Annotated in this window: 19 protein-coding genes; 14 read left to right on the top strand and 5 right to left on the bottom strand. The window is 47.5% G+C overall.

The window, feature by feature from the left end; all coding sequences use genetic code 11:
* Window positions 1–16: 16 nt before the first annotated feature.
* Window positions 17–1,513, bottom strand: coding sequence for a CoA-acylating methylmalonate-semialdehyde dehydrogenase (locus BFR57_RS09050; protein ID WP_071463642.1), 1,497 nt, complete (start codon window positions 1,511–1,513; stop codon window positions 17–19).
* 66 nt (window positions 1,514–1,579) lie between these two features.
* Here BFR57_RS09050 and BFR57_RS09045 point away from each other — a divergent pair, with 66 nt between their 5' ends.
* Window positions 1,580–2,449 (top strand): EamA family transporter, encoded by an 870-nt coding sequence (locus BFR57_RS09045; protein ID WP_071463641.1) that lies wholly within the window; start codon window positions 1,580–1,582, stop codon window positions 2,447–2,449.
* Here BFR57_RS09045 and BFR57_RS09040 read toward each other — a convergent pair whose 3' ends face one another.
* Window positions 2,450–3,631 carry an acetyl-CoA C-acyltransferase gene (locus BFR57_RS09040; RefSeq protein ID WP_071463640.1) on the bottom strand — a complete coding sequence of 394 codons (1,182 nt, stop codon included), beginning with the start codon at window positions 3,629–3,631 and terminating at the stop codon, window positions 2,450–2,452.
* Window positions 3,632–3,708: 77 nt separating this feature from the next.
* Between BFR57_RS09040 and BFR57_RS09035 the strand changes: the two genes are divergently transcribed.
* From BFR57_RS09035 to rcsF, 11 genes are all read left to right on the top strand, one after another.
* Window positions 3,709–4,131, top strand: a complete 423-nt coding sequence (locus tag BFR57_RS09035) for a MerR family DNA-binding transcriptional regulator (RefSeq protein WP_006955269.1) — start codon at window positions 3,709–3,711, stop codon at window positions 4,129–4,131.
* On the top strand, window positions 4,128–5,297 hold the full coding sequence (locus BFR57_RS09030) for an isovaleryl-CoA dehydrogenase (RefSeq protein ID WP_006955268.1): 1,170 nt from the start codon (window positions 4,128–4,130) through the stop codon (window positions 5,295–5,297). The genes BFR57_RS09035 and BFR57_RS09030 overlap by 4 nt, the downstream gene beginning before the upstream one ends.
* 11 nt (window positions 5,298–5,308) lie before the next feature.
* Window positions 5,309–6,916, top strand: a complete 1,608-nt coding sequence (locus BFR57_RS09025) for a carboxyl transferase domain-containing protein (protein WP_071463639.1) — start codon at window positions 5,309–5,311, stop codon at window positions 6,914–6,916.
* Between the two features lie 11 nt (window positions 6,917–6,927).
* On the top strand, window positions 6,928–7,713 hold the full coding sequence (locus tag BFR57_RS09020; RefSeq protein WP_006955266.1) for an enoyl-CoA hydratase/isomerase family protein: 786 nt from the start codon (window positions 6,928–6,930) through the stop codon (window positions 7,711–7,713).
* Window positions 7,714–7,724: 11 nt separating this feature from the next.
* Window positions 7,725–9,698, top strand: coding sequence for an acetyl/propionyl/methylcrotonyl-CoA carboxylase subunit alpha (locus BFR57_RS09015; protein WP_071463896.1), 1,974 nt, complete (start codon window positions 7,725–7,727; stop codon window positions 9,696–9,698).
* A gap of 2 nt (window positions 9,699–9,700) precedes the next feature.
* Complete coding sequence (locus BFR57_RS09010; RefSeq protein WP_071463638.1) at window positions 9,701–10,615, top strand: hydroxymethylglutaryl-CoA lyase; 915 nt, start codon at window positions 9,701–9,703, stop codon at window positions 10,613–10,615.
* A gap of 5 nt (window positions 10,616–10,620) precedes the next feature.
* The gene (locus BFR57_RS09005; protein WP_071463637.1) at window positions 10,621–12,567 is read left to right on the top strand and encodes an acetoacetate--CoA ligase; all 1,947 of its coding nucleotides are present in this window, start codon (window positions 10,621–10,623) and stop codon (window positions 12,565–12,567) included.
* A gap of 13 nt (window positions 12,568–12,580) precedes the next feature.
* Complete coding sequence (locus BFR57_RS09000) at window positions 12,581–14,806, top strand: EAL domain-containing protein (RefSeq protein ID WP_071463636.1); 2,226 nt, start codon at window positions 12,581–12,583, stop codon at window positions 14,804–14,806.
* Window positions 14,807–14,820: 14 nt separating this feature from the next.
* Window positions 14,821–16,467, top strand: coding sequence for an electron transfer flavoprotein-ubiquinone oxidoreductase (locus tag BFR57_RS08995; protein ID WP_071463635.1), 1,647 nt, complete (start codon window positions 14,821–14,823; stop codon window positions 16,465–16,467).
* 161 nt (window positions 16,468–16,628) lie between these two features.
* Window positions 16,629–17,042, top strand: a complete 414-nt coding sequence (locus BFR57_RS08990) for an H-NS family nucleoid-associated regulatory protein (RefSeq protein WP_071463634.1) — start codon at window positions 16,629–16,631, stop codon at window positions 17,040–17,042.
* A 114-nt stretch (window positions 17,043–17,156) separates the two neighbouring features.
* On the top strand, window positions 17,157–17,453 hold the full coding sequence (gene rcsF / locus BFR57_RS08985) for an Rcs stress response system protein RcsF (protein ID WP_071463633.1): 297 nt from the start codon (window positions 17,157–17,159) through the stop codon (window positions 17,451–17,453).
* Between the two features lie 19 nt (window positions 17,454–17,472).
* On the opposite strand, the gene BFR57_RS08980 is transcribed toward rcsF, so the two are convergent.
* Window positions 17,473–18,132 carry a hypothetical protein gene (locus BFR57_RS08980; protein ID WP_071463632.1) on the bottom strand — a complete coding sequence of 220 codons (660 nt, stop codon included), beginning with the start codon at window positions 18,130–18,132 and terminating at the stop codon, window positions 17,473–17,475.
* Between the two features lie 219 nt (window positions 18,133–18,351).
* On the opposite strand from BFR57_RS08980, the gene tsaA reads away from it, so the two are divergent.
* Together tsaA and BFR57_RS08970 are read left to right on the top strand one after the other, a co-directional pair.
* Entirely contained in the window at window positions 18,352–19,065 is a 714-nt protein-coding gene (gene tsaA, locus BFR57_RS08975) for a tRNA (N6-threonylcarbamoyladenosine(37)-N6)-methyltransferase TrmO (RefSeq protein WP_071463631.1), read from the top strand.
* Window positions 19,066–19,140: 75 nt separating this feature from the next.
* Window positions 19,141–20,850: a proline--tRNA ligase gene (locus BFR57_RS08970; RefSeq protein ID WP_071463630.1), complete on the top strand. Its 1,710-nt coding sequence runs from the start codon at window positions 19,141–19,143 to the stop codon at window positions 20,848–20,850.
* A gap of 42 nt (window positions 20,851–20,892) precedes the next feature.
* Here BFR57_RS08970 and gpt read toward each other — a convergent pair whose 3' ends face one another.
* Entirely contained in the window at window positions 20,893–21,378 is a 486-nt protein-coding gene (gene gpt / locus BFR57_RS08965) for a xanthine phosphoribosyltransferase (RefSeq protein ID WP_006955255.1), read from the bottom strand.
* Between the two features lie 6 nt (window positions 21,379–21,384).
* The gene (locus tag BFR57_RS08960; RefSeq protein ID WP_071463629.1) at window positions 21,385–22,695 is read right to left on the bottom strand and encodes an NCS2 family permease; all 1,311 of its coding nucleotides are present in this window, start codon (window positions 22,693–22,695) and stop codon (window positions 21,385–21,387) included.
* Window positions 22,696–22,793: the final 98 nt, after the last annotated feature.

The raw sequence follows: 22,793 nt of genomic DNA, 5'->3' as shown, positions 1-22,793 counted from the left end.
ACCTTTAACTTATCAATTACTTCAGGTGAATAGACATATTAGGTCCACTCGCCTCAATATCACTCTCAAACCAACGCGCAGTCACGGTTTTGGTTTCGGTGTAGAAGCGGATCGCTTGCTTACCATAAGCATGCAAGTCACCAAAGAATGAACGTTTCCAGCCAGTGAACGAGAAGAACGGCAATGGCACCGGGATAGGAATATTGATACCGACCTGACCGACAGTGACTTCGTGTTGGTATTTGCGCGCTGCCGCACCATTCGAAGTGAAGATTGACGTGCCGTTACCATACGGGTTGTTGTTCACCAACGTCAGTGCATCGTCTAGATCCTCGACTTCCATCATGCTAAGCACGGGACCAAAGACTTCTTTTTTATAGATATCCATATCGGCGGTGACTTCAGAGAATACCGTTGGACCAACCCAGTTGCCGTCCGGCAAGCCTTCCACGGTGCAACCACGACCATCGACAAGTAGCTTGGCCCCTTCATTTTCACCGTCGGTGATCATTTGTTCAATACGCTCTTTAGCTTGTGGACTAATGACAGGCCCGTAAGCTGCGTTCTCATCGTTCCAAGCGCCTGGACGAACTTTTGCAATCGCTTCAGCGACTTCGGGGATCCACTCTTTCGCCGCGCCGACAAATACTGCGACTGAAATTGCCATACAACGTTGGCCTGCCGCTCCGACAGAAGCACCGACGAGGTTGTTAATGACTTGCTGCTTGTTAGCATCAGGCATGATGACACAATGGTTTTTAGCGCCCGCGAACGCTTGTACGCGTTTACCGTTCTCAGTACCACGGCGATAAATGTATTCGGCGACAGGTACTGAACCAACAAACGATAACGCATGAATTTCAGGATGGTCTAAAACGAAATCAACTTGGTCTTTACCACCGTGAATCACCTGCAGTACGCCTTTAGGCGCGCCCGCTTGCTCAAATAGCTCAACTAAGCGTGTTGGCGTCAATGGATCTTGTTCTGAAGGTTTTAAGATGAAAGTGTTACCGCAGGCAATAGCCATCGGGAACATCCATAATGGGATCATCGCGGGAAAGTTAAACGGCGTGATACCCGCACAAATACCGAGCGGCTGAATGTAGCTGTAGGAGTCGATAGAGCGTGCTACGTTTTCGACCGTCTCACCCATCATCAATGATGGAATGTTCGCGGCTTGCTCAACCACTTCGATGCCGCGCCATACATCACCTTTGGCATCTTCAAAGGTTTTTCCAGTCTCTTGCGCTAAGATTTCTGCAATTTCTTCTTGGTGTTCTTTAAGCAATGCCTGATAACGCATCATGACACGAGCACGCTCAGAAACAGGCACTTCTTTCCACGTTTTAAAGGCTTCTCGTGCACTCGCAACAGCAGCTTCCATCTCGTCTTGAGTCGCGCATGGAGCTTCGGCAATCACTTCTTGGGTCGCTGGATTGGTTACCGGAATCCAAGACTCAGTTTTTGAAGCGCGAAACTCTCCGTCGATATACAGAGGCACTTTTTTAGACATAACTCACCTTCTTGTTGTGTTATTTTATAAACCAAATTTTCATAATCCTTAAAAGAGACGCATACCGTGCCACTTTTAATTCTTATTACGTTACTCTGGGCGGCAAGCTTCTCGCTCATTGGCGAATACCTTGCCGGCCAAGTTGATGGCTATTGGGTCGTATTTATCCGCATGCTACTGGCTTTGTTTACTATCTTGCCATTATTCAAATGGCGTCAGCTCAAAGCCTATTCGGTTAAAACACTAACCCAACTTGCCGGAATTGGTGCCGTACAAATCGGCTTAATGTACTTGTTTTTGTATCACGCATTTCTTTATTTGAGTGTCGCCGAGGTACTATTGTTCACGATATTCACCCCGCTTTACATTACACTCATCGACGAAATCATTTTAGGGCGCCGCCGCTTACCATTCACTTGGTGGCTCGCAGCCGCCATCTCAGTCTTAGGCGCTGCCATCATTCGTTACCAGGGGCTAAGCGCTGATTTCATGATTGGCTTTGCTTTGATTCAAGCCGCCAATTTATGCTTCGCTGCCGGCCAGGTGGCATACAAACGCCTAGACCTCGGCTCAACGCAAAATCAAATTCAACAATTCGCCGCATTTTTTGCCGGCGCTAGCCTCGTCTCTGGCTTAGGCGTTTTACTGTTTGGCAATCACCAAATGCTACCTACCACACCCTTACAATGGGGCATTTTGTTGTGGCTCGGCATTGTCGCCTCCGGACTTGGCTATCTCGGCTGGAACCTAGCCAGCAAATGGGTCAACACCGGACAGCTCGCGGCTATGAATAATGCCTTAATTCCCGCTGGGATTCTCGTTAACGTGTTGTTTTGGCAACACGATACCGACTGGTTAAGATGGTTGCTGGGCGCGAGCTTAATTGTTATTGCTGTTATTTTGGCTTCGCGCCAGCAACGTAACCTAAGCCGTTGACTACATCATTTCAACGGCGAGTGCGACGGCTTCACCACCACCAATGCATAGTGAGGTAATACCTCGTTTCTCGCCGCGTTGCTTCAATGCGTGTAACAAGGTAACCAGCAAACGGGCGCCACTGGCACCAATCGGATGTCCCAGCGCACACGCACCGCCATGGACATTAACGCGGTTAGCATCAAGCTTCATTTCGTTGATTGCTAACATGGTGACCATGGCGAACGCTTCGTTGATTTCCCATAAATCGACGTCATCTTTACTCCAACCGACTTGGTTCAACAACGCGTCCATCGCGCCAATGGGCGCCACAGTAAACTCAGCAGGCGCCTGAGAATGAGTTGCATGCCCTTTAACGCGAGCAAGCGGTTTCAAACCGCGCTTAGCAGCCTCACTCTCGCGCATCAATACAAGCGCCGCAGCCCCATCCGAGATTGAGCTTGAGTTGGCAGCTGTAATAGTGCCGTCTTTCTTAAACGCTGGACGTAGTTGTGGAATCTTATCGAGTCGTGCTTTACCCGGCTGCTCATCCGTATCTACGGTGACATCACCCTTGCGCGTTGAATAAGTCAACGGCGTAATCTCACCTTTGAAGTAACCTTTTTCAATGGCGGCCTGCGCTTTCTCTAACGAGTTAATCGCAAAGTTATCCATCGCATCGCGGTCGAGACCGTATTTATCAGCCGTGTCCTGAGCATAACAACCCATCGCCTTGCCTTCATAGGCATCTTCAAGACCATCAAGCATCATGTGGTCAAACAATTGACCATGTCCCATACGGTACCCATTGCGGCCTTTATCAAGTAAGTAAGGCGCACGCGACATACTCTCCATACCGCCTGCTACGACAACATCCGCTGAGCCTGCACGAATTAGGTCCGTTGCAAACATCGCCGCTTTTAAGCCCGAGCCACAGACTTTATTAATGGTCGTGGCACCTGTACTTTGCGGTAAACCAGCATATAACATCGCCTGACGTGCGGGCGCTTGGCCTAACCCCGCCGGCAGTACGTTACCCATAATGACCTCAGAAACATCGGTTTCTTTGAGGCCGCTATTTCCTAACGCAGCTTTAATCGCAGTAGCCCCTAAATTAGGAGCACTGACTTCACTCAGGCTACCTTGGAAGCCCCCCATTGCTGTCCTGTTTGCGGCAACAATTACGACCGAATCGTTTGACATCTTTCCTCCAATACCACTTTACGTTAACGTAAACTTCCTCTAAGCTTAGATCTTAGGTCAACTAAAAAGCAAGTCTGATGAGTAACAAAATCACTTATACGATCGGCGAATTGGCAAAACAATTTGACATTACGACCCGTTCTATCCGCTTCTACGAAGACGAAGGGTTGCTGTCGCCTCGTCGTCAAGGTCAACATCGAATTTACAATAATAAAGATCGCGTCCGTCTAAAACTTATTTTACGTGGCAAGCGGTTAGGTTTCTCGTTAGCTGAAACCCGACGTTTATTTGAGTTATATGACGCAGACAATAGTTCGGCTGCACAGTTAGAAAAGGTACTTGAGTTAATCGCCGAGAAAAAGGCATCACTCAAGCAACAAATGGAAGATATCAACGTATTACTGACTGAGCTCTCGGGTCTTGAGCAACGTTGCCAAGACGAACTTGAGTCAGTGCGAACGACAACCAAGAAAGTAGTCTCATCTCAGGAGTCATTATGATTACGCAATTTAATTCTTTTAACTTTGGCTTAGGCGAAACCGCGGACATGCTGCGTGAAGCAGTCAACGCATTTGCACGCGATGAAATCGCACCTCGTGCAGCTGAAATTGATGAAGCCAATGAGTTTCCAAGTGATTTATGGCGTAAACTCGGTGATATGGGTCTACTTGGTTTGACAGTTGACGAACAGTATGGCGGCTCAGGTATGGGTTACCTTGAACACGTCATCGCGATGGAAGAAATAAGTCGCGCATCAGCCTCTGTCGGCTTAAGTTACGGCGCTCATTCGAACCTGTGCGTTAACCAAATCGCGCGCAACGGCAACGAAGAACAGAAACAAAAATACTTACCTAAGCTCTGTACCGGCGAACATGTAGGCGCGCTCGCGATGAGCGAACCTAATGCGGGCTCGGACGTGGTCAGCATGAAATTGAAAGCCGAGAAGAAAGGCGACAAGTACGTACTAAACGGCAATAAAATGTGGATTACTAACGGTCCCGATGCCGACGTTTTTGTGATTTACGCTAAAACTGATGCCGAGAAGGCTTCGCGTGGTATCACCGCGTTTATCGTTGAGAAAAATACCCCAGGATTTAGCCAAGCCCAAAAGCTCGACAAACTTGGAATGCGCGGCTCAAATACTTGTGAGTTGGTGTTCGAGGACGCCGAGGTACCTGCGGAAAATATTCTCGGCGAACTTAATGGTGGCGTTGAAGTATTGATGAGTGGCTTAGATTACGAGCGCGCTGTACTCGCGGCAGGTCCGTTGGGCATCATGCAAGCGTGTCTAGATGCCGTCGTTCCCTATATCCACGACCGTAACCAGTTTGGCAAAGCGATTGGTGAGTTCCAATTGGTACAGGGTAAGGTCGCGGACATGTACACGCGCACTAACGCAGCACGTGCTTACGTTTACGCGGTGGCGCAATCGTGCGACCGTGGTGAAACCACGCGCAAAGACGCAGCGGGCGCAATACTTTATGCAGCCGAGCTAGCGACTCAACTTGCTCTTGATGCGATTCAATTGCTCGGTGGTAACGGCTACATTAACGAATACCCGACTGGACGTCTGTTACGTGATGCGAAACTTTATGAAATTGGTGCCGGTACGTCAGAAATCCGCCGTATGCTGATTGGTCGTGAGTTGTTCAACGAGTCCAAATAAAAGGAGACGCTGTGGCTATTCTTGCAAGCAAAGTCAACACCCGCGACGAGCAGTTCAAAGCGAACTATGAATCGATGCAAGCGGTCGTTGATGACGTGAACGCTAAAGTCGAACAAATTAAACAAGGCGGCGGTCCTAAATATCAAGAGCGTCACTTGTCGCGCGGTAAACTGTTACCGCGCCAACGTATTAATAAGCTGCTTGACGCCGGTTCAGCGTTTTTAGAAATCGGTCAGTTCGCTGCATGGGATGTGTACGACGATTACGTGCCGGCAGCCGGCGTCGTGGCGGGTATTGGTCGCGTCGAAGGCGTTGAGTGCATGATCGTCGCTAACGACGCAACGGTAAAAGGCGGTACTTATTATCCCTTAACCGTTAAAAAGCATCTGCGCGCGCAAGAAATTGCCGAACGATGCCATTTGCCGTGTATTTATTTAGTCGACTCAGGCGGTGCCAACCTACCTCGTCAAGATGACGTATTTCCAGATAAAGACCACTTTGGTCGCATCTTCTTTAATCAAGCCAACATGTCAGCTAAGGGCATTCCGCAGATCGCGGTTGTCATGGGTCTATGTACAGCTGGCGGTGCTTATGTTCCTGCCATGGCAGACGAGAGCGTGATTGTAAAAGAGCAAGGCACTATTTTTCTTGCCGGCCCGCCGTTAGTTAAAGCGGCAACGGGCGAGGAAGTCAGCGCCGAAGAACTCGGTGGTGCCGATGTACACACGCGGGTTTCTGGTGTTGCCGATCACTTTGCCCATAATGACGAGCATGCTCTGGCATTAGCGCGCCGTTCAGTGGCACGATTAAACCGCCCCGCGCCCACTCAGTTAGATCAACGCGAAAGCAAGCCGCCGCGTTATGATGCAAAAGAACTCTATGGCATCGTTGGCATCGATTTACGTAAGCCTTACGATGTTCACGAAGTGATTGCGCGTGTCGTGGATGACTCTGATTTTGATGAGTTTAAAGCGAACTACGGCACCACGCTGGTGACGGGCTTTGCGCGTATTCACGGGTACCCCGTCGGTATCGTGGCAAATAACGGTATTTTATTCTCCGAAAGTGCACAAAAAGGTGCTCATTTCATTGAATTGTGCGCGCAGCGTAAAATTCCTCTCGTGTTCTTGCAAAACATCACCGGTTTTATGGTCGGTAAAAAATATGAAGCCGAGGGTATCGCTAAGCACGGCGCTAAAATGGTAATGGCTGTATCCTGCGCCAAAGTACCTAAGTTCACCGTGCTCATTGGCGGTAGCTATGGTGCTGGTAACTACGGTATGTGCGGACGTGCCTACGATCCGACCCTGATGTTTATGTGGCCAAACGCACGTATTTCGGTAATGGGTGGTGAACAGGCTGCCGGTGTAATGGCTCAAGTCACCAAGGACAACCTTGCGCGTAAAGGCGAAAAACTGAGTGCGGAAGATGAAGCCAAGCTGAAACAACCGATTGTTGAACAATACGAAAAGCAAGGTCACCCCTACTATGCTTCGGGCCGTTTGTGGGATGACGGTATTATCGACCCTGCACAAACCCGCGATGTGTTGGGCCTTAGCATTGCCGCTTCACTTAACGCACCGATTGAAGACAGCCAGTTCGGCGTATTCCGGATGTAAGGAGAGCAATCATGAGTGAATACACTGAATTTTCTATCGATTCTCGTGGTGTCGCATGGCTTACCCTGAATCGTCCAGAAGTGCACAATGCCTTCGACGATAAAATGATCGCTGAGCTCGTTGCCGCATTAACTGAAGTTGAGGAGTCTGAACAGGCGCGCGTTTTAGTATTGCGTTCCAATGGCAAAAACTTTTCCGCGGGCGCCGACTTAAACTGGATGCGCTCCATGGCGGATAAGGATTATCAAGAAAATATCGATGATGCCGCTGGTCTCGATCGCTTAATGAGCCAACTTGATCAGTTAAGCAAACCCACCATCGCACTCGTGCAAGGCGCTGCGTTTGGTGGCGCTGTTGGCTTAGCCGCCTGTTGCGACATGGTTCTAGCACAACCCAAAAGCAGTTTTTGCCTGAGCGAAGTCAAAATCGGCCTCATCCCCGCAGTGATAAGCCCTTATGTCGTACGTGTTATGGGTGAGCGGCAAGCGCGTCGTTATATGCTGACCGCCGAACGTTTCTTTGCCGAAAAAGCCTTGCAAGCAGGATTAGTCACTGAAATTGTTGAAGAATTTGAAGACACCTTGCCATCACTTCTTGAGGCTCTATTAAACAATTCACCACAAGCCTTGGGCGCATGTAAACGCCTTATTCGTGGCGTCGCACACCAACCTACTAGTGACCCGGTGCGCCGATTTACTATCGAAGAAATTGCAAAAATCCGCGTATCAGATGAAGGTCAAGAAGGCCTCACTGCATTTCTAGAAAAACGCGCGCCGCAGTGGCAAAGCAAAAGTTAACGGGATTATTTATGATTCAATCACTTCTTATTGCAAACCGTGGTGAAATCGCTTGCCGTGTTATCGAAACGGCACGCCAAATGGGTATCCGCACCATTGCGGTATACTCGGCTGCGGACGCACAGGCACGGCATACGCAACTTGCTGACGAAGCCTATTACATTGGTCCGGCACCGAGCAACGAAAGTTACTTAAAGGCAGACACGATTATCGACGTCGCAAAATCTGCCGGTGCCGATGCTATCCATCCAGGTTACGGTTTTTTATCTGAGAATGAATCGTTTGCTGAACTCTGTCAGCAGAATGATATTATTTTTGTCGGTCCACCGGTTTCGGCGATTGCTGCAATGGGGTCTAAAAGTGCCGCTAAAGCCATTATGGAAGAAGCGGGTGTACCTTTAGTTCCGGGTTATCATGGTAGCGAACAAGACGAAGACACGCTATTTTCCAAAGCGAAAGAGGTTGGCTTCCCGCTGCTTTTAAAAGCCGCTTATGGCGGTGGTGGTAAAGGCATGCGCGTGGTCGAATCGGAGCAGGATTTTAAATCTGCACTGAGTTCGGCAAAACGTGAAGCGAAATCATCGTTTGGCAATGACAAAGTCTTGTTTGAGCGCTTTATCCGTAATCCACGCCACGTAGAGATCCAAGTATTCTGCGACCAGCATGGCAACGCCGTATACCTTGCAGAACGAGATTGTTCGGTACAACGCCGTCACCAAAAAGTCATTGAAGAGGCGCCTGCGCCGGCGCTATCGGAAACAACCCGTCAAGCGATGGGTGAAGCTGCCGTCAAAGCAGCAAAAGCTATTGACTACGTGGGTGCAGGTACGGTTGAGTTTTTATACGACGCCAGTGGCGAGTTTTTCTTCATGGAAATGAATACTCGCTTACAAGTCGAACACCCCGTAACAGAGATGATTACCGGCTTAGACTTAGTTGAATGGCAGCTCATGGTCGCCTCTGGGGACAGCTTACCGTTGACGCAAGACGCCGTCACCGTTAACGGTCATGCTTTCGAAGCGCGTATTTATGCAGAAGACCCTGCCAACGACTTTTTACCGAGCACGGGCACGATCCGTCACCTTCGTACCCCAGCAGTCAATGCCGGCGTGCGTATCGATACGGGTGTCGAGCAAGGTGATGAAATCTCGAGTTTTTACGATCCGATGATCGCCAAATTGATTGTTTGGGATACTGACCGAGATCGCGCCTTACTGAAATTACAACGCGCTTTGAAGCAATACCGTGTCACGGGCTTACATACAAATATTGAGTTTTTACACCGGTTAGCAAGCCATCCAGCATTTATGCGCATGGATCTCACGACTGAATTTATCCAGCAGTATGAACAATCGTTGTTCCCAGAGTCGACCCAAGATCTTGCTTGGGTACGCACTGAAGCGGCAGTATTTGATGTATTACAACGTCAAACGCAAATTACCACCAACAATAGTCCGTGGAATCGTGCTGATGCACTGCGTTTGAACGAAGCCGCCGTACACGTGGTTGAATTCAGTGACGGCGAAGAACTGAATCGTGTTGAGCTCGAGCAAACAGATAATGGCTTTAACGTGACGATTGGCGAAGAGCGCTTTGCCATCCAAGCGAGTATCCGAGATGATCAGCTCAACGTTGTTGTGAACGGTCATCGCTATCAGCGCTACATTGCGACCTGTGATGACACACTCACTGTATTTACCGAACAAGGTCCAGTGACACTGCATCGCCATAAGGTGGCTGATACCTTGGTCGATGACAACGCCGGGGGAGGCTTGGTCGCGCCGATGAATGGCACAATCACAGATGTTTTGGTGAGCAAAGGCGACCACGTTGAGAAAGACCAAGCCCTTGTCATCATGGAAGCAATGAAGATGGAGTACACCATTAAAGCGCATTGCGCAGGTGAAGTAACGGACGTATTTTTTGCCTCTGGTGACTTAGTGAGTGATGGTGACGAACTCGTTGCTATTGCCGAGAAGGAGTAAGCATGTTTAAACGCAGCGCTATGCCGGATGAAGTTAATATCGTCGAAGTCGGTCCACGCGATGGCTTACAAAATGAAGTGGCGGTTCCGACCGCCGCTAAAATAGAGCTGATTAATGCCCTGTCTAAAACGGGCCTAAAATATATAGAAAGCGCTAGTTTTGTCAGCCCGAAGTGGGTGCCACAGATGGCCGACAGTGGCGAGATCATGGAACAGATAGAACGTCACTCTGGGATTACTTACTCCGCTCTGACACCCAATCTAAAAGGATTGGAGAACGCGCTCGCGGTGAATACTGATGAGGTTGCCGTTTTTGGTGCCGCATCAGAACAATTTAGTCAGCGTAATATTAACTGTTCTATCGACGAGTCACTGGAACGCTTTCGTCCGGTAATCACCCAAGCACGACAAGCGAATGTACGCGTACGCGGCTACGTCTCCTGCGTTCTAGGCTGTCCTTATCAAGGCGATGTACCACTAAAAGATGTCGCACATGTGGCGCAGCAATTGATCGAAATGGGCTGTTACGAAGTGTCCCTCGGCGACACGATTGGTGTAGGTACACCGCTACAAGCGGCTGAAATGGTTAAAGCCGTGCTTGAGGTAGTGCCGGCGGATCAGTTGGCGTTGCACTTTCACAATACGTACGGGCAGGCCTTGGCTAATATTCTTGCCTGTTTGGAACTCGGCGTGAATACCGTTGATAGTGCGGTGGCAGGCTTAGGCGGTTGCCCTTACGCAAAAGGCGCCAGCGGTAATGTGGCGACCGAGGATGTGGTATACATGTTAAACGGAATGGGTATTAAAACGGGCGTCGAGCTTGATGCACTCGTCCGTGCAGGTGCTGATATTTGTCAGCACCTTGGACATGGCCCTCGCTCTCAAGTGGCACTCGCAGAACTGGCAAAAAAAGGATAATTAACATGGCAGCAGAACGACTTTGGCAACCCAGTGCGGATCAAATCGCTGAAGCGCGCATGAGCGATTTCCTGCAACAGATAAACGTGCATAATGACGCGGGTCTTGCGAATTATCACGAACTCTATCAGTGGTCGATTAATAACAACGAAGCATTTTGGTCGCTGATTTGGGATTACTTTGATGTGATTGGCGACAAGGGCGACGTCATTGTTCAAGATAAAGACAAGCTTCCAGGTGCCAAGTGGTTTCCAGAGGCTGAGTTGAACTTTGCGGAAAACCTACTGCGCCATAAAGATAACCACAGCGCACTGGTATTTCGCGGCGAGAACGGTGAGCGCCAAGAGCTCAGTTATGAAGATCTCTACTTGCAAGTTGCTCGTGCTGCACATGCACTAAAAACGCAAGGTGTATCGAGTGGCGATCGTGTCGCTGGAATGATGCCCAATTGCATTGAAACCATCGTAATGATGCTTGCCACAACGAGCTTGGGTGCAATTTGGTCATCCTGTTCACCGGATTTTGGTGTGCAAGGTGTACTCGACCGTTTTGGCCAGATTGAACCGAAAGTCCTGATCACAGTCGATGGCTACTTTTATAACCAAAAGAATCTCAATATAAAGGATAAAGTAAGCGAAATTGTAGACAACTTGCCGACTGTTGAGCATTTGGTACTTGTTAACTTTAGCGGTCAGTCAGAGGTGGTCGATGACGCTCGCATGGTGCGTTACGAGGATTTCCTAGATAATGATGCTAGCCATATTGATTTTGTAAGAAAGCCGTTCAACCATCCGGTCTATATTATGTTTTCTTCAGGTACCACAGGCGTGCCTAAATGTATTGTTCACGGTGCTGGCGGCACGTTATTACAACATTACAAAGAACACGGCTTGCATACTGACTTAGGTCGTGAAGATACGCTGTTCTACTTTACAACCTGTGGCTGGATGATGTGGAACTGGCTGGTCAGTGGGCTCGCGTTAGGTGCTAAGTTAGTCTTGTTTGATGGTTCACCATTCGCTCCTAAACCGGAAGTACTTTGGGATATTGCCGATGAAGAACACATCAGCGTGTTCGGTACCAGTGCAAAATATTTATCTGCGCTAGAAAAAGCCGATGTCAAACCGCGTCAATCCCATGAATTAAAGGCATTGCGGAGCATATTGACGACTGGCTCTGTCTTGCCTCCAGAAAGTTTTGACTACGTCTACCGCGATATTAAAACTGACCTCTGCCTATCATCAATTTCAGGCGGAACCGACATTGTTTCGTGCTTCGCCCTAGGCTGCCCTATCCTGCCGGTTTATCGCGGTGAGTTACAATGTCGAGGACTCGGTTTAGCGGTCGATGTGTACAATGATCAAGGCGAAGCTGTTAAACAACAAAAAGGCGAGTTGGTGTGCGAGAACTCATTTCCCAATATGCCCGTTGGATTTTGGGGTGATGACGATGGCCAACGCTATTTTAACGCCTACTTTGCACGCTTCGATAACATCTGGGCACACGGCGACTTTGCCGAGTTAACCGAACATGACGGCGTAATTATTTACGGTCGGTCGGATGCAGTACTTAACCCAGGTGGTGTACGCATTGGCACAGCCGAGATTTACCGCCAAGTTGAGAAGGTGGACGTTGTGCTAGAGAGCATTGCTATCGGTCAACAATGGGACGACGATGAGCGCGTCGTACTATTTGTGCGTCTCCGTGAGGGTGCGCAGCTTGACGATGCTTTGGTAAAAACGATCAAGCAAACGATTCGCGCAAACGCTACCCCTAGACACGTGCCTGCGGTTATATTACAAGTGAACGATATTCCAAGAACCATTAGTGGTAAGATCGTTGAACTTGCGGTTCGTAACGTTGTGCATGGGCAACCCGTACAGAATACCGATGCGTTGGCGAACCCCGATGCCTTGAACGAGTTTAAGGATCGTCCAGAGCTCAGTCGTTAAGAGAGTCTAATTCATGCGTTTAAAGCTTTTTGCAGGTGCTAAGCAAGCCCTCATTACCGTCGTTACAGGGATACTGATCTCGCTTATAGCGTTTTCATATGTACGCTATTTAGAAAACCAAGACGCTCATGAGGCACTTGAAAACGAAGCTTATAACGTACAGCGCGAAATTAGGCAAAACTTGGTGGCGCATCTATTCGCCACCGAGTTATTTGCTCGTGAATTAAAGCAGAGCCAACAAAGTCTTGATCAACGTTGGAACGATGATGCCAGTATTATCTCACTGTATTATCAAAGTATTACCGCAATGGTTTGGTTGTCGCCTGAGTTAATCATTGAAAAATACTACCCCCCGAATCGGCAGGCACAACTACTCGGAACGCCTTTCAAACAATCAGAGCTTATCGATGTGTTACCGCAATCTCAGGGGAATCAGCACGCGATGATAGGTAGTGCGGGTAACCTCGGCAGGATCGGTAGCGATATCGTTATGTTCTCGCGCATTGATGGTGCCGAGCGGCAAGGCTTTTTAGGCTTAGTTATTAGCCTGCAGGACTTGCTGAACGATGTTATTCGCCAAAATATCAGTGAAGGTTATCAAGTCGCGATAAGTCGCGATGGTCAAACGCTTTACCAGTTTGCTGGTGATGTATCGTTGCGCGAACAGTGGTCAGTGAATCGAACGTTACAACTATTAGGGTCAAAATGGCAGCTACATGTATGGATGACCCCGGCGCGTTTAGCGGACGAACGCGAAGGCTTTGCGCTGACCTTACTCTTCACTGGTTTATTTATTACCGCCATGCTGACTTTGGTGTTTTACATCGTAGCGCAAAGTCGTTATAAAGCTCAGCAACTCGCCGATGCCAATATTGAACTGTATTCCGAAATCGACGAACGTGAGCGTGTAGAAAAAGAAATTGCTTACCTCGCCGAGCACGACTCATTAACTCGGCTTATTAATCGCAATGCACTTATGCGAATATTGACCGAGTGGCTCAATGACCCATCAGAAAATGGGCTTACCGCCATTTTATTTGTTGACCTGGATCGCTTTAAAGAGGTCAACGATGCACTGGGTCATACCGTAGGTGATGAGCTGATTAAACGGGTCGCTCGTCGAATTAAAAAGTTAGCCCCAAAAGACGCGGTATTAGCGCGTTCAGGTGGTGACGAATTTTTACTCGCGCTGCCACGTTCATCATCTCGCGAACAGGTACTTACTCTAGCTGAACAGATGCTACAGGCCTTGGATGCCCATTTTTATGTCGATGAATATGAGTTATTTATTAGTGCGTCCATCGGCATTGCATTCGCAGAAGACGCTGACAACAACCCTGAGTATCTGATTAGAAATGCCGACACAGCGCTCTATCAAGCAAAAGATAACGGTCGCAACACATATCATATATATAGCCAAGCAGTGCATCGCGACTTAGCCAAAAAGCTTGAAATGGTAAAACAATTACGTCATGCCGTAGAGCAAGAGTCACTTGAGGTTTACTATCAACCTAAGGTCGAACTGCTAGGCCATAGAATTATCGGTCTTGAGGCGCTGGTGCGTTGGGTAAAAGAGGACGGTACGGTTATCGGACCTGACCAGTTTATTCCAGTCGCTGAGGACACAGGGCTCATTATTCCTTTGTCTGAATTCGTTATGCGAACGGCATGTCAGCAACTCAGACGTTGGCACGAAATGGGTTTCGCCGACCTTACCATGGCAATCAATATCTCAGGCAAACAATTGCATTTACCGGATCTAGTCGACACTATCGTTGATAATGTCAGCGAAGCGCGTTTGTCACCGCGCTTTATCGAGCTCGAGCTCACAGAACAGGTATTTATCGAAAATATTCAATCGCATACCAACTTTATGCACTCGGTACGTGAACATGGTATGTCGTTGGCGATTGACGACTTCGGTGTCGGCTATTCATCGTTGTCATATCTGAAGAACTTCCCAGTGACTTCACTGAAAATTGATCGCTCATTTGTTCGCGATTTACCCGATAACGAAGACGATGCTGTCATCGTACAAACGATTATTAATCTAGCCAAAAACTTAAACATCCAGTTGGTCGCAGAAGGTATTGAGACCAGTGAACAAGTCGAGTTTTTATTAAGCCGAGACTGCGGTGTCGGACAAGGTTACTTATTTAGTCGCCCTATCCCCGCAGAAGAAATTACACAGCTATTGCAAAACTATCAGGGGTTGATGCCAATTGACATCAGCTCGTGATTACGGAGGTTAACGTGGAACGCGAAAGTATGGACTTTGATGTCGTCATCGTGGGCGCCGGTCCTTCAGGACTGGCCGCAGCATGCCGACTAGGACAACTTGCTCAAGAAAAAGAGCAAGAATTGATGATCTGTGTTGTCGAGAAAGGTGCCGACATCGGTGCCCACATATTGTCGGGCGCAGTATTTGAACCACGCGCGATGAATGAGCTCTTCCCTGACTGGAAAGAGCGAGGTGCCCCACTCAATACAGCCGTCACCAAAGATGAAATACTGCTTTTGAAAGATGCTCAGAATAGCCGTGAATTGCCCCATGTAGCAGTGCCAAAAACGTTCCATAACGAGGGTAATTATATCGTCAGTATGGGAAATGTTTGTCGCTGGCTAGCAGAGCAAGCCGAGAGCCTAGGTATCGAGATATTCCCTGGTTTTGCGGCGAGTGAACTGATAAAAAATGACGACGGTAGTATCGGTGGTGTCATTACTGGCGATATGGGCGTGGCCAAAGATGGTTCAGAAAAAGACGGTTACATGCCGGGCATGGAGTTAAGAGCTAAATATACACTCTTTGCCGAAGGTTGCCGCGGCCATTTAGGTAAACAGTTGTTGCAACAGTTTGAGCTCGACAAGGACGCCACACCACAACATTACGGTATCGGCTTCAAGGAGATCTGGGACGTACCTGCTGAACAACATAAACCTGGTAAAGTTGTTCACACCGCGGGGTGGCCATTGGACGAAAATGGTTCTGGCGGTGGCTATTTGTATCATGCCGATGACGGGCAGGTTTATGTCGGCTTAATTATCGATTTGAACTACAAAAATCCATATTTAAATCCGTTTCAAGAGTTTCAACGCTTTAAAACTCACCCCGCAATTAAGTCGGTGCTTGAAAATGGCAAGCGTGTAACTTATGGCGCGCGTGCCATCGCTAAAGGTGGTTATTATTCATTACCTAAGATGACCTTCCCAGGCGGAATTTTATTAGGTTGTAATGCCGGTACCCTTAACTTCTCAAAGATAAAAGGGAATCATACTGCGATGAAATCGGGTATGTTGGCTGCTGAAACTGTTTTTGATGCAATTTCTCAAGGCAAGCAACACAGCGACCTTGAGACATATAAAAAGGCATTCGAACATTCTTGGGTATTTGATGAGTTATATCGCTCACGTAATTTCGGTGGCGCAGTGCACAAACTCGGCACCCTCTTAGGTGGCGCATATAATACACTTGATCAAAATTATTTTGGCGGAAAACTACCCTTCAAATTTAAAGAGTGGACGCCTGATTATAAATGCACAGAGAAAGCTAATAATTATCAACCGATCGATTACCCTAAACCGGATAATAAAATCACGTTTGATCGCTTATCCTCTGTCTTTTTGTCTAATACCAACCATGCAGAAGACCAACCGTGTCACCTGCAGTTAAAAGATGCTGATATTCCACTCACCGTGAATTTGCCTGAATACGCTGAACCCGCTCAACGTTATTGTCCGGCGGGTGTATATGAAGTTGTCGAGGAAGATGGCAAAGATGTATTTAAAATAAATGCGCAAAATTGTATTCATTGCAAAACCTGTGACATAAAAGATCCCAGTCAGAATATTACTTGGGTCGTTCCGGAAGGTGGTGGCGGCCCAACTTATCCGAATATGTAAATTGTGCGTAAAAAAGGCGAGCCTAGCTCGCCTTTTTGATATTTATAAATAAATCGCTAATCCAATTGTAATATATCTCGTATTTAGCCTTTACTTATAGAATTGCGGGTGAGATTTGTTTTATAAAATCACTGCCAATTATTAATTACTGGAGAAGACCTATGAGCGAATTTATTAATATAATTACGCACGAACGTCGATTAAATGCCGCTCTTAAAGAGTTGGATTTAAATGAGCTACATGAAGTTCAAAAGAAACTCGACAATGTTATCAGTAAGCGTGAAGAAGAGGCCCTTGAGCAAGAGAAAGCGCTCGAAGAAAAACGTCAGAAAATTGCAGAATTAAAACGTAATATGCAAGAAGCTGGGATTGATATTTCTGACATTTTAGAAGATGAAATTGGTGGTGATAAATTGGCCTCACCAAAACGCAAACGTGCGCCGAAACCACCTAAGTACGAATTTAAAGATGAAAATGGCGAATCTAAAACTTGGACAGGCCAGGGTCGCATGCCTAAAGCATTGCAAAACGCACTTGACAATGGTCGTTCATTAGAGGAATTTTTGATAAAGTAATCAAAATACTCAAATGGGAGACGTTCGTTGTTTTATCGAGCATTATTAGCAGCAAGTTGCTGCAGTACATTACTCATGGGATGTTCTTCTTTTCAATGGCCACAGAGTTTGGCTATGACGGACGAGACAACCAACGTTTCCTCAAGCGAAGTGACGCTGCATCAACAATCGTTAAATGCAGCGTCGCCTTTTAAGTTGCTGAGTATTGTGACAGGTGATAGCTGTCAAGTAGGCTTCAATCAGCCTGCCGCGTCAGCAAAGGAAGCACAGCAAGCGTTACGGGAAGATGCCGCAAGGTTCGGTGCAACACACGTATTTTCGATGCAGTGCTTTAATATTCCGACTGACGCGAGCTCACGATGCTACACGTCAGTCAGTTGTTTTGGTCAAGCAGCAGCGCCTAAACAATAGTCACCGCCGATTCATTAACTTAATTTAATTCTTTAAAATCAAGTGTGATATCGCCAACACCGACTTCTGCCTTAATACGGTAATCTCCGGTGCTGGTGAGCTCACTCTCAGAGGTCATTAATACACGTTCGCTATTTGAGTCACCTCGAACCGAACCGCGAATACGGGTATCGCCAATGCCAGCCTCAGCTTTAACCTTATCGACATTGTCTCCGTGCAATACCAAATCTATTTCTCCAACACCCACCTCAAACGACGCATTGGTGGTGTATAACTCTCCTGACATCTCACCGACACCTAGATCAGCGTCAACACTATGCATTTTAGGCAATGTAATGCGCCAAGTGACTTCAACTTCTTCATCATCAGGCTCAATACTGAGTTCCAATTCATTACCGTGTTGGTCAGTTTCTAAATGCACGCTATTAATATCACCACCACCGTAGAAGAAGCTATCATCATTAGCTTCTATAACCAGCTCAACTTCAACTACCTGCGAGTTTATGTCGCCTTTCACAAACTTAACAGTGCCGACGGCCGCCTCAACGCTCAACTCTGTGTCTGCTGATACGTTAAATGTATGTGAACGCTTAACAACGTCTTGTGCGCACGCTGCTGAAGTCACGGTTAATCCACCCACCAAGCAAATCGCAATTGGCCAAACTTTATTTTTCATCATGTTGCTTCCCTTTCTATGTTATTTTTGTAGCTAACGTGCCTAACAGCTAGGTCACGTCCAACTAAACAGTTATGTTGTAGACAAGATTGAGCAAAGCGCGTGCCAATGTAATTTTTTCTTTTAAATACAATAAGTTAAATTAACTTAACCGCGCTGCCGCAGCATTTTGAATTTACCCAATCGCTAAAATTTAGTTAAATCCGCTAACAGTTAAGAGAAATGACAAATAAACCAACGTCGCAAACCATTGCCCACATACACACACCTTTCCCTGAAAAGTTTAGTGTGCCGCGCCAACCCGGTCTCGCCGCCCACGCTGAGGGAATCATCAAGCCTTACGGCGATTACGACTATCTCGCTGCGTTTAGCGGAATCGAACAACACAGTCATCTTTGGTTGCTGTTTGAATTTCACCATAACGTGGAATCACAGTGGCAAGCTCAAGTAAGACCCCCGCGTCTCGGCGGAAACCAAAAGATTGGCGTTTTTGCCACGCGCTCTCCTTTTCGACCGAGCAACATAGGCTTATCCGCGGTTAAGCTGTTAGCAGTTAATCACGAACCTTATTTTCATTTAGTCGTCGCCGGCGCCGATTTAGTTGACAACACCCCCATTATTGACATCAAACCTTATATTCCCTATTGCGATGCCATCAGTGATGCCAAGAGTTCGCTGGCACCCACAGCGCCTCAACCTAGCTTGGCCGTAGTATTTAGTGAGCAAGCAAGTTACTTTATGGAGCACAACACGACTAGCTATCCACATCTACGCGAGTTAATCAGTGAATTACTCGGTTTTGACGTTCGACCCGCTTATAAAAAACAAAAAGTTGACCCTAAGATGTATGCCAGCCGGCTTTATGATTTAGATATTCACTGGCAAGTACGTGACAACCGTGTGGCAGTCGAAAAAATTGTCCGCTATTGTCCGTAAAAGGCTTTGTCGCTTGCAGATAGGCTGTTAAACTTCCCTCCGATTTTGTTCAACTGACATAGAGATTGTTCGACCATGCGCAGCAGTCAATATTTACTATCTACTTTAAAAGAAACGCCCTCTGATGCTGAGATTGTCAGCCATCAGCTAATGCTGCGAGCCGGCATGATCAGAAAAGTGGCATCGGGACTCTACACATGGACCCCGACAGGTCTTCGTGTATTAAAGAAAGTTGAGCGTGTTGTACGTGAGGAAATGGAGCGTATCAACGCCTTAGAGATTTTAATGCCGATGGTGCAGCCCGCTGACTTGTGGCAAGAGTCTGGGCGTTGGGAAGACTACGGTCCGGAACTGTTGCGTATTAAAGACCGTCATGAGCGTGATTTCTTGTTAGGCCCGACTCACGAGGAGATTATTAGCGAGTTGGTGCGTAAAGAAGTCAGTAGTTATAAGCAGTTGCCACTGACACTGTTCCAAATCCAAACCAAATTCCGTGACGAGATCCGTCCACGCTTTGGTGTCATGCGTGCCCGCGAGTTTATGATGAAGGACGCATACTCATTCCACTTAACGGATGAGTCACTGCAGCAAGCCTATGATGAAATGTACGACGCCTATTGCCGTATCTTCCAACGCTTAGGTTTAGACTTTAGACCCGTCATTGCTGATACAGGCTCGATTGGTGGTCACGCATCGCATGAGTTTCATGTCCTAGCAGGCTCTGGTGAGGACGCTATCGCGTTCTCTGACGGCTCTGATTATGCTGCCAACGTTGAGATGGCGGAGGCATTAGCCCCCACCAATGAGCGCGCTAATCCAAGCCAAGATAAACAAGTCAATGACGTTACCGGTCACGAAGTCAGTGCATTTTTACAACCATTAGCTGTCGATGCTCAGCAAGCAGTCCAGTGTGCTTTGGTCAAGGCCAGTGACGAAGTCGAAGCCGAAGCCGTTATGTTAGTCTGGCGCGCCGACCACGAGCTTAATACCATTAAAGCTGAAAAACTGGCGCAGGTTGCAACGCCGCTAGAAATGCTAGATAGCGATAAGTTGATGGGTTGCGGTGAGGCCTTCATCGGTCCTGTTAATGCATCAATGCCCGTGGTTGTCGATCGCAGTGCAGCCGTATTGGCAGACTTTGCTTGTGGCGCGAATAAACAGGGTCAATGGTTGACTGGCGTTAATTGGGTACGCGATGCGAGCATTTCTGCTATCGAAGATATTCGTAACGTTGTTGCAGGCGACCCTAGTCCATGTGGTCAAGGCACACTGCAGATTGCGCGCGGCATCGAAGTCGGCCATATTTTCCAATTAGGTAAAAAATACAGCAATGCGATGAAGGTGGGTGTGTTGTCAGAAACAGGCAAGCACGAAACGTTAACCATGGGCTGTTATGGTATCGGTGTTTCTCGTGTTGTGGCTGCAGCTATCGAACAATTCCACGATGACCGCGGTATCAACTGGCCGACTGAGCTAGCACCGTTTGAGGTTGCCATTGTACCGATGAACATGCATAAGTCGGCGCGTGTACAAAAAGTCGCTAATGAACTTTATCAACAGCTTCGAGATGCCGGTTTTGATGTGCTATTTGATGATCGTAAAGAGCGTCCTGGTGTTATGTTCACTGACATGGAATTGATCGGCGTACCGCATCAAATCGTCATTGGTGAACGTAACCTCGATGAAGAAATGGTCGAGTATCAATCACGTAGTGACCGTGATAAACAAAAAATGCCGATTGCAAACGTGCTGGAATTTTTAAATCAAACCTTGCGCAACGCATAATCGCATACAAAAAACCCCGCCAATGCGGGGTTTTTTATAAGCTTAGCTTTCCTGTCCTGCCAATGGCTCAACATAATGCAAATGCATATCCCACGGAAAGTGAATCCAAGTTTCTTGTTCAAGATCAGCGACATAATCGTCTACTAACTCAATACCCGCAGGCTTAGCGTAAACGGTGATAAACTTTGCCTTAGGCAAGCGTTTACGTAAAAACTTCAAGGTATTCCCCGTATCAACAAGATCGTCGACAACCAAGAAACCCTCTCCATCTTCAGTGGCTGATACGTCTTTCAATAACGCCAACTCATCTTTTTGCTGATCGTGTGCATAGGAACTCACAGCCACACAGTCAACAGTACGCAAATTTAATTCGCGTGCAATAATCGCCGCTGGAACTAAGCCACCACGACTCACCGCGATTACACCTTTATATTGTTCAGCAGGTAACTGGCGGTGTGCCAACTCTCTTGTAGCGCGATGTAGTTCTTCCCAAGAAACAAAAAACTCTCTATTTGAGTGCCAACCCATAATCTGTTACCCCAACCAAATGAATTTACTAATAAACAATAATGCCAATAATACCACGCTAACGGTTAACTCTTTAGTTTTGCCAGCAAGAAGCTTAATGACGACGTAACTGATAAATCCAAGCGCAATACCATCTGCGATAGAAAACGTGAGTGGTGTCATAAGTAGGACCACCATCACCGGTGCCGCTTCGGTAATGTCATTCCAATCGACATCCTGCAAAGTAAACAACATCAATACTGCGACATAAATAATTGCACCGGCTGTTGCGTACGGTGGAATCATGCCGGCTAACGGCGAGAAAAACATCGCCAAAAGAAACAAAATGCCCACGACCACTGCTGCAAGTCCGGTTTTACCGCCTGAGGCGACACCTGCCGCCGATTCGACATAACTGGTGGTGGTGGACGTACCCATCATTGAACCCGCGACTGTAGCCGTGCTGTCCGCCATCAAAGCCCGCTCTAAACGAGGAAGACGACCATCCTTTTTCGCCAGTCCCGCCTTTTGAGCAACCGCCAATAACGTACCTGAGGTATCGAACAAGTCGACAAACAAGAACGCAAAAATAACCGATAGCATACCTAAATCAAACGCAGCTTCGATATTCATCTGCATGAAAGTCGGTGCTAAGCTCGGCGGCATTGAGGCTATACCAGTAAAATCTACGTAACCTAAAACCCATGCAATTAAGGTAATGGCAAGAATACTCATCAACGCGGCACCTTGCACACCTCGCGCAGCCAGTCCGATAATCGTAAAGAAACCAAACGCCGCGAGAATAACCGATGGGTCGCCTAAGTGACCGAGTGTCACGATGGTAGCGTCATTAGCCACCACAATATTTGCGTTTTTTAATCCAATAAGCGCTAGAAAGGCACCAATACCGGCAGCAATCGCTCGACGTAAGGTCATTGGAATAGATTGGATAATCCATTCTCGCACGCGGAAGACGGATAATAAGAAGAAGGTAATGCCGGAGAAAAATACCGCACCGAGTGCAGTCTGCCAATCATAGCCCATTCCGCCAACAACGGAGTAAGTAAAGAACGCATTGAGGCCCATACCGGGCGCTAAGGCGACTGGGTAATTCGCCCAAAACCCCATCACAAAGCAACCTATTGCGGCGGCTAAACACGTCGCGACAAAAACTGCGCCATAATCCATGCCGGCTTCACTCAGAATCGATGGATTGACAAAAATAATATATGCCATGGTTAGGAAGGTTGTCGCACCACCAATGACTTCCTTTTTAACCGAGCTCCCGCGACTATAAAAACCAAACCATTTATCTAACCAAGCCGCTACTGCTTGCATGAAATTCCCACCCTATTTGTGTCACAAATGCGATTTTTGGATTGAGCTTAAAAGCCGCGTATTCTATCCTATCGGGCAACAATTATGAATGCAGTAAA

The organism is Idiomarina sp. MD25a, assembly GCF_001870515.1.
In the GTDB taxonomy this organism is placed as follows: domain Bacteria; phylum Pseudomonadota; class Gammaproteobacteria; order Enterobacterales; family Alteromonadaceae; genus Idiomarina.
This window is presented reverse-complemented; position numbering and strand designations above follow the sequence as displayed.